Source organism: Vibrio sp. HI00D65, from assembly GCF_001635455.1.
Classification (GTDB): domain Bacteria; phylum Pseudomonadota; class Gammaproteobacteria; order Enterobacterales; family Vibrionaceae; genus Vibrio.
Genome location: NZ_LWEH01000123.1, coordinates 240,708 through 254,465, shown reverse-complemented (window position 1 = coordinate 254,465; position 13,758 = coordinate 240,708). Strand labels below are relative to the sequence as shown.

At 43.9% G+C, this 13,758-nt stretch carries 14 protein-coding genes; all 14 read left to right on the top strand.

What is annotated here, in order from left to right; all coding sequences use genetic code 11:
• The first annotated feature begins 6 nt into the window (after positions 1-6).
• The 14 genes from A3712_RS11245 to rng all read left to right on the top strand — a co-directional run bounded on the left by A3712_RS11245 (position 7) and on the right by rng (position 13,751).
• Positions 7-1,230 (top strand): type II secretion system F family protein, encoded by a 1,224-nt coding sequence (locus A3712_RS11245; protein ID WP_063523498.1) that lies wholly within the window; start codon positions 7-9, stop codon positions 1,228-1,230.
• Positions 1,231-1,233: 3 nt separating this feature from the next.
• Positions 1,234-1,689 (top strand): hypothetical protein, encoded by a 456-nt coding sequence (locus tag A3712_RS11240; RefSeq protein WP_063523497.1) that lies wholly within the window; start codon positions 1,234-1,236, stop codon positions 1,687-1,689.
• Positions 1,690-1,766: 77 nt separating this feature from the next.
• The gene (locus tag A3712_RS11235; protein WP_063523496.1) at positions 1,767-2,342 is read left to right on the top strand and encodes a prepilin-type N-terminal cleavage/methylation domain-containing protein; all 576 of its coding nucleotides are present in this window, start codon (positions 1,767-1,769) and stop codon (positions 2,340-2,342) included.
• Between the two features lie 35 nt (positions 2,343-2,377).
• Positions 2,378-2,854, top strand: coding sequence for a prepilin-type N-terminal cleavage/methylation domain-containing protein (locus A3712_RS11230; protein WP_063523495.1), 477 nt, complete (start codon positions 2,378-2,380; stop codon positions 2,852-2,854).
• Positions 2,855-2,997: 143 nt separating this feature from the next.
• The gene (locus A3712_RS11225; protein WP_063523494.1) at positions 2,998-3,489 is read left to right on the top strand and encodes a prepilin-type N-terminal cleavage/methylation domain-containing protein; all 492 of its coding nucleotides are present in this window, start codon (positions 2,998-3,000) and stop codon (positions 3,487-3,489) included.
• The gene (locus tag A3712_RS11220; protein ID WP_063523493.1) at positions 3,486-4,055 is read left to right on the top strand and encodes a type IV pilus modification PilV family protein; all 570 of its coding nucleotides are present in this window, start codon (positions 3,486-3,488) and stop codon (positions 4,053-4,055) included. Before A3712_RS11225 ends, A3712_RS11220 begins: the two co-directional genes overlap by 4 nt.
• Positions 4,055-4,795 (top strand): prepilin-type N-terminal cleavage/methylation domain-containing protein, encoded by a 741-nt coding sequence (locus A3712_RS11215; protein WP_063523492.1) that lies wholly within the window; start codon positions 4,055-4,057, stop codon positions 4,793-4,795. The genes A3712_RS11220 and A3712_RS11215 overlap by 1 nt, the downstream gene beginning before the upstream one ends.
• Entirely contained in the window at positions 4,785-5,213 is a 429-nt protein-coding gene (locus tag A3712_RS11210; RefSeq protein ID WP_063523491.1) for a hypothetical protein, read from the top strand. Before A3712_RS11215 ends, A3712_RS11210 begins: the two co-directional genes overlap by 11 nt.
• Before the next feature lie 58 nt (positions 5,214-5,271).
• Entirely contained in the window at positions 5,272-8,997 is a 3,726-nt protein-coding gene (locus A3712_RS11205) for a DUF6701 domain-containing protein (RefSeq protein WP_231891798.1), read from the top strand.
• A gap of 150 nt (positions 8,998-9,147) precedes the next feature.
• Positions 9,148-10,191 (top strand): rod shape-determining protein, encoded by a 1,044-nt coding sequence (locus A3712_RS11200; RefSeq protein ID WP_004740843.1) that lies wholly within the window; start codon positions 9,148-9,150, stop codon positions 10,189-10,191.
• 94 nt (positions 10,192-10,285) lie between these two features.
• On the top strand, positions 10,286-11,173 hold the full coding sequence (mreC, locus tag A3712_RS11195) for a rod shape-determining protein MreC (protein WP_063523489.1): 888 nt from the start codon (positions 10,286-10,288) through the stop codon (positions 11,171-11,173).
• A complete protein-coding gene (mreD, locus tag A3712_RS11190) occupies positions 11,163-11,651 on the top strand; it encodes a rod shape-determining protein MreD (RefSeq protein WP_032498535.1) in 489 nt (162 codons plus the stop codon). The genes mreC and mreD overlap by 11 nt, the downstream gene beginning before the upstream one ends.
• A gap of 7 nt (positions 11,652-11,658) precedes the next feature.
• Positions 11,659-12,261, top strand: a complete 603-nt coding sequence (locus A3712_RS11185; protein ID WP_063523488.1) for a Maf family protein — start codon at positions 11,659-11,661, stop codon at positions 12,259-12,261.
• 20 nt (positions 12,262-12,281) lie between these two features.
• Positions 12,282-13,751 (top strand): ribonuclease G, encoded by a 1,470-nt coding sequence (gene rng, locus A3712_RS11180; protein WP_063523487.1) that lies wholly within the window; start codon positions 12,282-12,284, stop codon positions 13,749-13,751.
• The last annotated feature ends 7 nt before the right edge of the window (positions 13,752-13,758 follow it).

The window sequence follows — 13,758 nt, the reverse complement described above, 5'->3', positions numbered from 1 at the left end:
AGCGCTATGCCAACGTATCGTTATGTAGGTCGCAGCTCTGATGGCAGCCAAGTAAGTGGCCAATTAGACGCGAATAACGAAGATCTTGCCGCTGAAAGCTTGATGAGTAAGGGGATAATCCCAACCTCGCTTAAGCTTGGTAAAAGTGGCGGTTCCGTATTGGATATGGATGTATCGGCTCTATTCTCGCCGCGTGTACCACTTGAGGTCCTAGTGCTGTTCTGCCGTCAGTTATACAGCTTAACCAAAGCAGGGGTTCCGCTATTAAGGTCGATGAAAGGCCTGACCCAAAACTGTGAGAATAAGCAGTTGAAAGCTGCGCTTGAAGAGGTGGTTGCAGAGTTAACCAATGGTCGTGGACTGGCGGCATCGATGCAGATGCACCCTAAAGTGTTTAGCCCGCTGTTTGTCTCTATGATAGGGGTTGGTGAAAATACAGGTCGTCTTGATCAAGCCTTGCTGCAATTAGTGGGTTACTACGAACAAGAAGTCGAGACTCGAAAGCGAATCAAGACCGCGATGCGCTACCCAACCTTCGTGATTAGCTTTATTTTGATCGCGATATTCATACTTAACATCAAGGTGATTCCACAGTTCTCCAGTATGTTTGCACGGTTTGGTGTCGATTTGCCACTGCCGACTCGTATCTTAATCGGTATGTCTGAGTTCTTTGTGAATTACTGGGGAATCATGCTCGGCGTGATTTTTGGTCTTATCTTTGCGTTTAAAGCCTGGGTAAAGACGGATAAAGGCCTAGAGAAGTGGGACAGAGTTCGCTTAAAGATACCTGTCATCGGTGGTGTCGTGAACCGAGCATTGCTTTCACGCTTTTCGCGTACCTTTGCGTTGATGCTGAAAGCAGGTGTGCCGCTCAACCAATCTTTAGCGCTATCGGCTGAAGCCCTGGATAATCGCTTTTTAGAGCTGCGGGTGCAAGCGATGAAATCGGCTATCGAAGCGGGTAGTACGGTTTCATCGACGGCGATTAACAGCGAAATTTTCACACCGTTGGTGATACAAATGATCTCGGTGGGTGAAGAAACTGGTCGTATCGATGAGCTATTGCTTGAAGTGGCTGACTATTATGATCGAGAAGTCGATTATGATCTGAAAACTTTAACCGCCAGAATTGAACCGATCTTGCTAACCATAGTGGCGGGCATGGTGTTGATTCTTGCTCTCGGTATTTTCTTACCGATGTGGGGAATGCTCGATGCGATCAAAGGCTAAGGAATGCTAAATAACCTACAACGTTCACGTTTTGTTATTTGGACTGTGGTGATTCTTTTTCTAATTATAGGGCTGCTTTCTGCATGGGAGTCAGTAGAAGAAGAAGCGACTAATACGGCATTAATCGTGGCGAGTAAGCGCATCCTTGAGCAAGCAAATCTGTTCAAACAACAATATTTGTTAAAAGGTGTAGAGCAAGAAAGCGACTCGGAACCCTCCAAAAACTACAGCAGAACAGGGTGGGTAATACCGATTCAGGGCTCGAAGGTAGACTGTCATTATTGGCTAGATCAATTATATCCACCGAAGAGCATTCTGGGGTTAAACTCGCCGAGGGTTGAAGACCAAAGTGATAACATGCAGTTTCATTGTGTTTATCATTATGGCGATAAATATCATATAGATATCCTACTCAAGAACGAAAGATTCAATATTACAGCCAATATTTTGGCTTTGTAGATAATTTGACGTATTTATCTGGTGTTAGAAATCGGTGGATGTATAATGCAAATTAATAATAAGGCGAGTCGGTAGAAATGCTTAAAAATCAAAGGGGTTTCTCCCTTGTTGAGTTAGTGATCGTGATCGTTGTAGTGGGGCTATTGGCGGTCGCTGCGTTGCCTCGTTTTCTCGATGTGACGGATGAAGCCAAGAAATCCAGTATTGAAGGTGTAGCCGGTGGTTTTGCAACCGCCGTTTTGTCGGCGAGAGCACAGTGGGAAGCACAAGCTAGACCCTCAGAGACGATCGGTTCCGAAAGGTACAACACCGTTAATTACGATGGTGTTGATTTTTGGTTAACCCGTTCGAAGAACAGTAGCAATCTTGAGACTGGCTTCCGAGACGGATACCCATGGACTCTGAATAATAAATCGGGCACAGCTCCACAAACTATTTCAGATAAAGCATGCTCTGAGTTGATGGAAAATTTGCTGCAAAACCCACCGAAAGTAGGTCCTATTGTAGATATCGCGAACAACTCAAACTACAAGTATTCAGCGCAAGCAAATTCTGGTGATGCAACCTGTACCTACGTTCAATTAGAGGGTAGTACCGAGCATGAATTTGTTTACGAAATTAAAACTGGTCGTGTGACCGTAACTTTGCAGTAAGTCTGCGTAAAATAAAACATAGAGAGAGCTTAACTATGAAAAGACAAGGCGGTTTCACCCTAATCGAACTCGTGGTGGTAATTGTTATTCTGGGTATTCTTGCTGTAACTGCAGCACCACGTTTCCTTAACCTTCAATCAGATGCCCGTTCAGCATCACTTCAAGGTTTAAAAGGCGCTATGGCTGGAGCTGCTGGCATAGTATATGGCACTGCTGCTATCAATGGTCAAGAAACTCAACCGACTGTAACTGCTGCTTCAAGTGCAAGTGGTGTTAACCTAGTATTTGGTTACCCAGAAGCTTCAGCTGATGGTATTGGTCGCGCTGTTGATGGATTGGCTGTTGGTGGGGATTTCAACTTAATCCCTAGTCATGTCAGTCAAGCTGCTGCAACTGTTGTGTATGGTTTTGCTGGTGACACTGCGACAAATTCAACTTGTGTTGTCACTTATACGACTCAAGGTGCTACAGGAGCTCCGGTAATTACTTCTCCTGATACTAACGCGTGTTAATTTTATTTTAGAATGTAAAGGCCAGCACCTGCTGGCCTTTTTTCTATCCAAAACACATAAGTGTTAAAACTATTCATATACATAAGATCGTAAACTTCGTTATCTTATATAATTGGTATTCGCTAGGCAGTTAGAGGCTAATGATGGATAGCAGTCCCATACCTAAAGGCTTTACTCTGGTAGAGCTGATAATCGTTATTATTATTCTCGGTATTGTTTCCACTTTTGCCGCAAGTCGCTTCGTTGGTACTTCTAGCTTTTCTACTTTTTCTGCGCAAGAGCAAGCCATTTCCGTCATTCGTCAAATTCAAGTTAATCGAATGCAATCAAACGTTTCTTCTGCTAATGATAGTTTCCGTCTTGCGATCAATAGTGACTGCTTAGGTTCGCTTTCGGCATGCAGTTTAAATTTATCGAATAGCGCTCAAAAATCACAAGCCGATGCGCGCAGTGATTATGTTCGAGAGTCGGATATTACATTTTCTCCTGCCAATACGATTATCGATTTTGACCTATTAGGGAATCCTTCAGTAAGCGCTGGGGTAAATATTACGATTAACTCAATCACTTCGAGCAATAGCGTCCAAGTCTGTATTAATTCTCAAGGCTATGTGCGTGAAGGAGCCTGTCTATGATTCGCTCACGTGGATTTACTCTGATTGAAAGTATTGTTGTGATTATCGTCCTAGGTATTGCGATGGTCACAATTACCAGCTTTTTAACACCACAAGTGGCAAGCTCAGCTGACCAACAGTATCAAAACCGCTCAGTCGCGTTAGGGCAAAGTTTGATGAATCAAATATTGGCTCGTAGTTTTGATGAAAATAGTGATTTTGATGGTGGAATCATACGTTGTGGTGATGCGGGTGCAGTAGCTTGCTCTGCTCCGGGGGAGCTCGGCGTTGATGGTTCTGAAGCAACACCTGCTGCTTTTAATGACGTCGATGACTATATTGGATGTTGGTATACAGATACCACAGAGTCAGCTTGTATTTCCCTTGTAAAATATCCGCTTGCTAATATCCTAGATGAAAATATTGAGGGCAGCTATGCCAATTTTCGGGTCGAAGTGTCTGTTTTTTACGATGCCAATATGGATGGAATTGATGACAATACGATTGGCACGATGAAGCGTGTTGAGATACAGATATTTGGTGGTAACAATCGCTACAGTGTTATTGCTTACAAGGGGAACTACTAATGAAGCAACGTGGTTTCACTCTAATAGAGATGATAGTAACGATCGTTGTAGTTGCCGTGATTGGGCTAGCGATTGCTGGTTTTGTTGAATACGGAATGAAAGGGTATGTCGACACTATCGAACGACAAAAGGTGCAAGTAAAAGGGCAGTTTGTTGTAGAGAAAATGTCGCGCGAGATAAGCCACGCAGTTCCTAACAGTTTTGATACGAGCATTATGCCTGCTTCGGCTTTTGCTCAGAAATGCCTCACTTTTTACGCTATTAAGTATTCGGGCTTTTATCACTTTGATGAAGCGTCTGATGAGCTGAATTTTATTATCGGACAAGACAGGCCAATACTTGATACAAACGATTTCCTAATTATTAATCCAACCACCAATTCTGAACTGGGAGCTGGTTCAACTAAGCGAATTGCAGTCTCCGGTTTAGCTTCCGCTAATAATGTGTTTACTGCTTCCGGTGTTAGTCTTAGCAGTCGATCTATTGCTCAACGCCATTATATTTATGATGGTAATGCTGCAGTTAGCTACTGTTTAGTGAATGACACTATTCAAAATCAAGGCTTAATTCAACGTAATGGAGTCACTGTTGCAGACAGTATTAATTATGCTCAAAGTAATTTTCGTTATGAAGAGCCAAGTTTGCAAAGAGGCGGTGTTATACACATCGATCTTGTTCTTGAACAAAACAGTGAAGTAAGTGTTTACCAACAAGATGTGCAGGTACTCAATGCACCATAGAAAATCAACTCAACAAGGCAGTGTTTTGGTCGTCGCAGTATTTGTTATTGTGGTGATGGGCTTTCTTGCGACTTCTCTGATGCAAGTTCAATGGTCAAATCACGATACATTGACGCGCAAGCAGCTTGGAAACCAGGCTTGGTTCTTAGCACACTCAGCAAATGAGTGGGCACTTACTCAAGTCTATCCATTAATCGTTTCGCCTGCAGTCTCAACGAGTGTAAGTACAGTGTGCAGTAGCTTAAATGCTAATCAAGTGAGTAGTGGTATGTCGACCATCTGTTCTATCGAACAATTAACTTGTCGAGAGATCGGTATGTTAGATGGGGTAGGCTTTTTCAAAATTGAATCCACAGCAATCTGTGGGTCGGGTATCAACCAAGTGCAGCGTATTCAAGAGGTATGGCTTCGTGATTAGTATATTCATTCGCTTTCCCTCGGTGATTTTTTTCTTTTTGTGTGTTGTGGTATTAGGTGTGGCTACACCTTCGTACGCTTACGATGAAATCGGTATTGAGCACTTTCCAAATGTTGTGCAGGGACATGCGAATAGAGGTATACAGTGTAGTTTATCAAGAAATGCGAGTCAGCTTTTTGTCTACAATGATGCCACCATCAAAGGAACAAAAGGCCTCGATTTGCATTTCTGTCGTGGCTTTAACTATATGCCCTCTACCTCATGCGACGATCAATATGGCGGCCGTAGAGCTTGTTCGATAAGTTATACGCAATACCCAGCATTGCAATTAAAGCCATTTCAAAAGGCCAGTGGTCGTGACAGTGTTAGTTGTACTGCTCCGCAAAACATTTATTCACCAGACGTGAAATTCTTTACAGGTTTTAAGGGGTGTCATGCTGCTTTTATGGCTTCTGAGCATAAAATAAAAAGCTTAGTGCTTCATGAAGCTTCTGTGATTCATTTTTTTGATGGTGAGCATTGGATTGAAGATCTAGGTATGCATGACGGCTCGCGGATCATCATACACGGCCATGTCAAAATCCACGTGAAAAAAACAGCCCAGTTAAATGGCTCACAGATTGAGTATGCAGATTCTAAAGCTCAACTGATATTGGTTTCTCGAAATGGTGTTGAGTTAAATTACAGTTGGTCATCTCAGCAACAGTCAAAAATATCAGGGTATGTATACGCCAAGTCTTATGTAAGCCTCAATAATGGCTCTGTGATCAGTGGCAGGGTGAATACTCAAATGTTGACCGTCAGTGATCAGAGTGTGATTGAAGACCAAGAAATACAGCCTGCTCGTTGTGAATATTTGCCAAAAGAAACATTCAGCTCGAGTAATACCGACAATTGGTCGATCGTTGCTTATAAAAATAGCATTAAACCGCATGTGGAAAATGGTCGCTTTAGAATGAATTCATTGAGGTACGATCAAGCTACGGCCGCTGTTTATAACTATCTGTTTCCATCAGACGATAACTATTTGGAAGTGGAATTTGATCATTATGCTCACTCTGGTAGCGGTGCCGATGGCCTAGCGTTGGTACTTTCTGATGCGAGTGTTCCACCGCAAACGGGGGCTTTTGGCGGCCCTTTGGGTTACGGGCTCAAACCCGGGATTCAGGGCTTTGCTGGGGGGTGGCTTGGCTTGGGTATTGATGAGTATGGTAACTATGCTCGCTCGGGTGGAACCGATATAGGTCCTGGTTTTACCCCCAATAATGTCGCGCTACGAGGTTCTGGGCGACAGGATGCAGCTGGTAATTGGGTCGCTGGGTATCGTTATATAAAAGGTAATCATAGCCTGGGCAATTTAGATGGGCGTAAAGGGCAAGCACATCGCTATAAAATGATCATTGATTCCCGAGACTCTGGGAAAGTGTTCGTGACAGTAAAGCGCATGGTTGGAGATACTAACCTCTGGCAAACAGTGATCCCTCGATTCGATGTAATGCAGCGTTATGGTCAATCCGTCATACCGGAAAACTTTCGTGTATCTATTACGGCTTCAACTGGGTCGTTGACCAATGTCCATGATCTCGACAACTTTCAAGTCTGTGCCGACAAGCACCAAAAAATCACAGAAGGTATCCATCATTTTGAGTTTGACTACGCGGGGTCGGGCAGTACCTGCCAAAGCTCAGATATTACTTTGAGGGCTTGTTTAAATGAGAGTTGTTCTAAACTGTATCCTCGAGATGCATATAACGATGGTTCTCTGCCTGCTCTTTCGGTTGACTTGTTGCCTGCGCAAGGGAGTGATGTCGCAAACTGGGAAGGAGGAACATCAGTTAGATTCGATAATGAAGTTCGTCTTAAATTGAAAGGAGAGCGAGCTGGTAAAGTCAAATTGGGTATTGCCAAAAGTTCAATCCCTCAATCTGGTTTTGATGAAGCACGATGCCGTATTAACGGAGGACCGTTATCTGTTGCCAATTGTGAAGTCACTTTCTCAAGTCATGTTCTAGCTGTAAAAGTTAAGGATATTGTGGCGAGCAAACAGAGTCCTGGTGATAATTATTTGTCATTTTGTAGTCAAAACACCAGTCAAGAAGGGCTCTCAAGAGACGTTAATATGTCGATCGAGTATGAAGTAGCACCTGTTGATCGTTCAAAACCTGTTTCGTTTATCTATCAGAAAAAACGCAAGAGTGGAGAGCTATTTTGGAGCCAACCTTTCGAGTTGAATACGAGTAATACAAAGCTAAAGGATGTGTATTTTGATAACAAAGGAAGCGCTGCGTTTAAAATAAGATACGCTGAAGTAGGGAAAATTAAACTTAAAGCACGTGTGGCTGATATTGATGATTCTTCAGGCTTTAAGAGTTTTGTAAGTTTTCCTGCTGGCCTCAGATTAAGTGCTTACAATCATGCGGGAACCAAGGGGGATTGCTCGGATACAACTGAGCAGTGTTCTAGAGGATTTGTCGCGGCAGGGGAGGTGTTTGAAACAACGGTAGTTGCTTATCAATACGATAATTCAGTTGCGAGAAATTACCAAGAAAGTGATCTGTTGATGGGTAACCATGTTTTATACCCTGTGCAAGGCGTTGATGGACAGTTGTTAAATACGACACTTCCGGAAGGAGCTGTTTGGAAGGAGGGAGAGATTAAAGTACCTCAGGCCGTATCAGAAGTGGGTGCTTTTGAGTTGACTGTCCAAGCTCCGATTGCACGCCAATTTGGTAGTGGGGACATTGGTAAGTCAGTGTATTTGGGCAGTCAGGCATTTAAGATTGAGGATGGCCGCTTAGCCATTGGCCGTTTCTATCCGAAATACTTCTTGCAAGAGAACCCAGAATGGCATGTCGCTAATCAAAACGACATTGCTTACTTAGGTCAAACTTACGACTCAACTGTTCATCAAGTGTATCCAATGGCATCTGGGGAAAGCAGTGTTGGTAGTGCGCTTAACAATTATCGTTTCTTTCATTCAGACTTACAGGCGAAATTTGGTGTTTTAGATGATACCGCTATCGATAACGAGTTCTTACTGGATACAGGGGCAGGTACTTGGTCTACTGATCGCAAGCATTGGTTGTTGAACGATGGTGCTGCTGTTCTTAAGCGAGTTACGGATTCTGATAGCGTTAGCCGCAAGGATAATCCTTTTAATACATCGGATTCTAATTCTACAGTCACACATTTTGGCTTAACGGTAGACGGCGTTGATCCTGTGTCATTTACTGATTCTGATATTTTGAAAAATACAGTTGAGTTTCCGGTTCAGCCTCCCGCTCGTTATGGTCGAATGGCCCTAGATGATATTGGTGGAAACTCAGGTACTACATTAACTATTCCATTGCGAGCTGAGTTCTGGGATGGCAGTGAGTTTGTTGCTAATGAAGATGATAGTCGCAGCGCCTTTGATGGTTCAAAAGCTTGTAAACAAGTGATTTGGCACAGTGACGGGGCGATAACCACGTTAGCTTCGCTTAACGGCAGTGGCAGCGTCGATAATGGTGAAGAAGAGGTCACCGCGGATCAAAATACGCCTGCTGGTAAAGATACACCGCGCGAGCAAGTGCGTTTATGGTCAAGAATGGGCAACTCGAAGCCAAGCAAGAAGACGGGCGAAAATGAGATATCATGTTCGACAGATTACGAAGATCAACCTTGGTTGCAATACAATTGGCGTCAGTTAGGCGATGAAGATCCCTCAACCGTCGTCACATTCGGCATCTACCGTGGTAACGATCGAGTGATCTACCGAGGTGAAACTGGCTTAACAGGTCAGTAATAATATAATTTTTGATGGTTAAGTTAGGAATCTGTAAGAAATTACGGATTTCAGTCCATGTTTATACTTCAATGCCTTGCCGTGACAGCAAGGCATTGGTACATTTAGTGCAATTTTTGTCTTCTAATTCTTGCAGGATGAGCGAAGAATATGTTTAAAAAACTTCGTGGCATGTTTTCAAACGACCTATCGATTGATTTAGGTACTGCCAATACCCTTATATATGTCAAAGGCCAAGGCATTGTTCTTGATGAGCCTTCAGTTGTAGCTATTCGCCAAGATCGTGTGGGTTCTGCAAAAAGTGTCGCTGCTGTTGGCCACGCTGCTAAGCAAATGCTTGGTCGTACGCCTGGTAATATCTCAGCGATCCGTCCAATGAAAGATGGCGTAATTGCTGATTTCTACGTAACGGAAAAAATGCTTCAGCACTTCATTAAACAAGTGCATGACAACAGTGTACTTAAACCAAGTCCTCGCGTTTTGGTTTGTGTACCTTGTGGTTCAACGCAAGTTGAACGTCGTGCTATCCGTGAATCTGCACTGGGTGCTGGTGCTCGTGAAGTTTACCTAATCGATGAGCCAATGGCGGCAGCGATTGGTGCTGGCCTACGCGTATCCGAACCAACGGGTTCAATGGTTGTAGATATCGGTGGTGGTACTACTGAAGTTGCGGTTATCTCTCTAAACGGTGTGGTTTACTCATCTTCTGTACGTATCGGTGGTGACCGTTTTGATGAAGCGATCATCAACTACGTTCGTCGTAATTACGGCAGCTTGATCGGTGAAGCGACGGCAGAGAAAATCAAACACGAAATCGGTTCAGCTTACCCTGGTGATGAAGTAGAAGAGATCGAAGTACGTGGTCGTAACCTTGCTGAAGGCGTGCCTCGTAGCTTTAGCCTGAATTCAAATGAGATCCTTGAAGCACTTCAAGAGCCTCTATCTGGTATCGTATCTGCAGTAATGGTTGCACTTGAACAGTGTCCACCAGAGCTTGCTTCTGATATCTCAGAAAACGGTATGGTACTAACAGGTGGTGGTGCGCTGCTTAAAGACCTTGATCGCCTGCTAACAGAAGAGACAGGTATTCCTGTTGTTGTTGCAGAAGAGCCACTAACGTGTGTTGCTCTAGGTGGCGGTAAAGCCCTAGAGATGATCGACATGCACGGCGGCGATCTGTTTAGCGAAGAATAATATCTAGTGTTAGGCTCTTTTATTATCTAGTTTTATGTAAAGAGCCTAGGACCTTGTCTATAGGATCAAATGTAGATCTAGGATCAAATATAGAATGAAGCCAATTTTTGGTAGAGGTCCCTCTCTACAATTGCGCCTGTTTTTTGCTGTAATTTTATCAGCCAGCCTTATGCTGGCTGATAGTCGTTTAGATGCTTTCTCAAATGTCCGCTATCTATTGAACAGCATGGTTGCCCCAATTCAATATGCAGCTAACCTACCTCGTACGATGTTTGACGGTGTATATGACCGTTTTAGCACTCGTAAAGGACTGATCGAATCAAACCATAATATGAAGCGAGAAGTCTTGCGACTGAAGAGCGAGCTTATTTTGCTTGAGCAATATCAAGAAGAAAATAAGCGCCTTCGTAAGCTATTAGGCTCTCCGTTTATCCGCGATGAAAAGAAAGTCGTTACTGAAGTTATGGCTGTTGATACCTCTCCATACCGTCATCAAGTCGTGATCGATAAAGGTCAGATTGATGGGGTGTATGAAGGACAGCCGGTGATCAACGAGAAAGGTATTGTTGGTCAAGTGACTTTTGTTGCGGCTCACAATAGCCGAGTCTTGCTACTGACGGATGCAAACAATGCGATTCCCGTTCAGGTTATCCGTAACGATATCCGTGTGATTGCTTCTGGTAATGGCATGATTGATGAAATCCAGCTAGAGCATATTCCAACCAGTACTGACATTCAGGAAGAAGATCTCTTGGTAACGTCAGGCCTTGGTGGTGTTTATCCAGAGGGTTACCCAGTCGCTTACGTTTCTAAGGTTGATTACGATCCGAAACGCGAGTTTGCGTTAATCAAAGCGGAACCTGTGGTTGAGTTTGATAAGCTTAGGTATCTGCTGCTTGTGTGGCCTGACGAAAACAAACAGAAACAGACCGATCAATCCAGCATAGAGCAAGCAATGTTAGAGGATGAAAATGGCCAATAGCGTTTTAAGAAGCAAGACAGTAATTGGCTGTTCATTATTGATCGCGCTTATTCTGCAGACTATTCCATGGCCGGGTAGTTTAGACCTGTTCAGGCCGTCTTGGTTACTGCTGGTTACTTGTTACTGGGTTCTGGCTTTACCTCATCGTGTTAACGTAGGTAGTGCTTTGATTCTGGGCCTTTTGTGGGACCTTTTGATTGGTTCGACATTAGGTATTCGAGGCATGATGATGGCAATAGTGATGTACATTGTTGCGTTAAACTTCCTCGTCATTCGTAATATGGCGCTGTGGCAACAAGCCATGATCATTGCGGCGTTAACTGTATTGTTTGAAGTGCTGATATTCTTCGGTGAATATTTGATTCAAGATGTTGTCTTCAATCCATTATCGTTATGGAGTGCATTGATAAACTGTATACTTTGGCCTTGGATGTTCTTGTTGATGAGACGCGTACGTCGCCATTGGCATGTGAGGTAACGAGACGATGGAAAAGAAACATTTAGTTTTGGCATCCGGTTCGCCGCGTCGTAAAGAATTACTATCTCAACTCGGTTATGAGTTTTCTGTCTTAGTCACCGATGTTGAAGAGTGTAAACACACTCAAGAAACCGCTGAAGAGTACGTTAAGCGACTATCTTTAGATAAAGCTCTAGCTGCGCTGTCTTTATTAACAACGAATCCTTCTGAAAAGCAGCATGTAGCTTCTGGTTCTGATACTGTAGTGCTTGGCTCTGACACTGTAGTGGTAAGCCAAGGGCAAGTGCTCGAGAAACCTGCTGATTTTTCTGACTCTAAGCGTATGCTGACTCAATTAGCGAATGGACGTCACCAAGTGATGACGGCTGTTTCAGTGGTTTCAAAAGAAAAACAAAAAACAGAAATCGTTATTACCGACGTATGGTTTAAACCCCTCAGTGAAAAAGAAATAGAACAATACTGGCAAACAGGGGAGCCATGCGATAAAGCCGGTAGCTATGGGATCCAAGGTTTGGGTGGGCGTTTTGTCACCCGAATCGAAGGTAGTTATTACGCCGTTGTCGGCTTACCTTTATTTGAAACGGACCAGCTACTGCAAGAATTCTTATAATTACTAATCTGAGGTGCACCATGAGTGCTGAATTGTTGCTGAACGTGACCCCGAGTGAAACTCGCGTGGCCATGATTGAAGGGGGAACTCTTCAAGAGATCCACATCGAACGAGACGCTCGACGCGGAATCGTAGGAAATATCTATAAAGGTCGCGTTAGTCGTGTTCTTCCGGGAATGCAGGCTGCGTTTGTGGATATCGGTCTTGAGAAAGCAGCTTTTCTACACGCCTCTGATATTGTCCCACACACTGAATGTGTCGCTGAAAATGAAAAGAAGCAATTTCAGGTTCGCGATATTTCAGAGCTTGTTCGTCAAGGGCAAGACATTGTGGTTCAAGTCGTAAAAGACCCCCTTGGTACCAAGGGTGCCCGCCTAACCACTGATATCACTCTGCCATCTCGTTACCTCGTGTTTATGCCGGGAGCGAGTCACGTTGGTGTTTCTCAACGTATCGATAGCGAATCCGAGCGTAATCGTCTCAAGAAGGTCGTCTCTCATTACTGTGATGAGCATGGTGGCTTTATTATCCGTACTGCTGCAGAAGGCGCTGATTCGAACGAGCTGGCACAAGATGCGGCATTCTTGAAGCGCTTATGGCTAAAGGTATTGGAACGTCGTGGCAAGCATAAAGCACGTACTCGTTTGTACGGTGAGTTGTGTTTAAGTCAGCGTATCTTGCGTGATTTTGTGGGAACGGAACTGAGCAAGATTCAGGTCGATTCTCGCCTTGAGTATGAAAACCTTAAAGAGTTTACTTCTGAATACGTGCCAGAGCTGACTGATAAGCTTGAGCTGTATGAAGGTGATAAGCCTATCTTTGATATGTACGACACTGAGAACGAAATTCAGCGCTCTCTGGATCGTAAAGTCGAGCTCAAGTCTGGTGGCTATCTTATCATCGACCAAACGGAAGCAATGACTACGGTTGATATTAACACTGGCGCGTTTGTTGGTCGTCGTAACCTAGAAGAGACGATTTTCAACACCAATGTAGAGGCGACACAAGCGATTGCTCGTCAACTGCGTTTGCGTAATTTAGGTGGCATCATCATTATCGACTTTATTGATATGCTATCGGAAGACCATCGTAAGCGAGTACTAACTTCCCTTGAAAGTGCGCTAGACAAAGATCGTGTGAAGACCAACATTAATGGCTTCACACAGCTTGGTTTAGTAGAGATGACGCGTAAGCGCACTCGTGAAAGCATTGAGCATATTCTGTGTTCGAGTTGTCCTGCTTGTGAAGGTCGTGGCAGAGTGAAGACAGTTGAAACCGTTTGTTACGAGATACTTCGAGAGATCACTCGTGTCAACCGTGCCTACGACGCTGACAAGTTTGTGGTTTATGCTGCTGCAGCGGTTGCTGAAGCGCTAGAAGGCGATGAGTCTCATGCGCTTGCTGAGCTTGAAGTGTTTATTGGTAAACAAGTTAAAATCCAGGCTGAGCCTCTGTACATACAAGAGCAGTTTGATGTCGTTATGATGTAATGGAAAT

What these genes read in the sequence shown, in the direction of transcription:
- A3712_RS11245 (WP_063523498.1), top strand. Translation starts at nt 7, where the DNA reads ATGCCAACGTATCGTTATGTAGGTCGCAGCTCTGATGGCAGCCAAGTA.
- A3712_RS11240 (WP_063523497.1), top strand. Translation starts at nt 1,234, where the DNA reads ATGCTAAATAACCTACAACGTTCACGTTTTGTTATTTGGACTGTGGTG.
- A3712_RS11235 (WP_063523496.1), top strand. Translation starts at nt 1,767, where the DNA reads ATGCTTAAAAATCAAAGGGGTTTCTCCCTTGTTGAGTTAGTGATCGTG.
- A3712_RS11230 (WP_063523495.1), top strand. Translation starts at nt 2,378, where the DNA reads ATGAAAAGACAAGGCGGTTTCACCCTAATCGAACTCGTGGTGGTAATT.
- A3712_RS11225 (WP_063523494.1), top strand. Translation starts at nt 2,998, where the DNA reads ATGGATAGCAGTCCCATACCTAAAGGCTTTACTCTGGTAGAGCTGATA.
- A3712_RS11220 (WP_063523493.1), top strand. Translation starts at nt 3,486, where the DNA reads ATGATTCGCTCACGTGGATTTACTCTGATTGAAAGTATTGTTGTGATT.
- A3712_RS11215 (WP_063523492.1), top strand. Translation starts at nt 4,055, where the DNA reads ATGAAGCAACGTGGTTTCACTCTAATAGAGATGATAGTAACGATCGTT.
- A3712_RS11210 (WP_063523491.1), top strand. Translation starts at nt 4,785, where the DNA reads ATGCACCATAGAAAATCAACTCAACAAGGCAGTGTTTTGGTCGTCGCA.
- A3712_RS11200 (WP_004740843.1), top strand. Translation starts at nt 9,148, where the DNA reads ATGTTTAAAAAACTTCGTGGCATGTTTTCAAACGACCTATCGATTGAT.
- mreC (WP_063523489.1), top strand. Translation starts at nt 10,286, where the DNA reads ATGAAGCCAATTTTTGGTAGAGGTCCCTCTCTACAATTGCGCCTGTTT.
- mreD (WP_032498535.1), top strand. Translation starts at nt 11,163, where the DNA reads ATGGCCAATAGCGTTTTAAGAAGCAAGACAGTAATTGGCTGTTCATTA.
- A3712_RS11185 (WP_063523488.1), top strand. Translation starts at nt 11,659, where the DNA reads ATGGAAAAGAAACATTTAGTTTTGGCATCCGGTTCGCCGCGTCGTAAA.
- rng (WP_063523487.1), top strand. Translation starts at nt 12,282, where the DNA reads ATGAGTGCTGAATTGTTGCTGAACGTGACCCCGAGTGAAACTCGCGTG.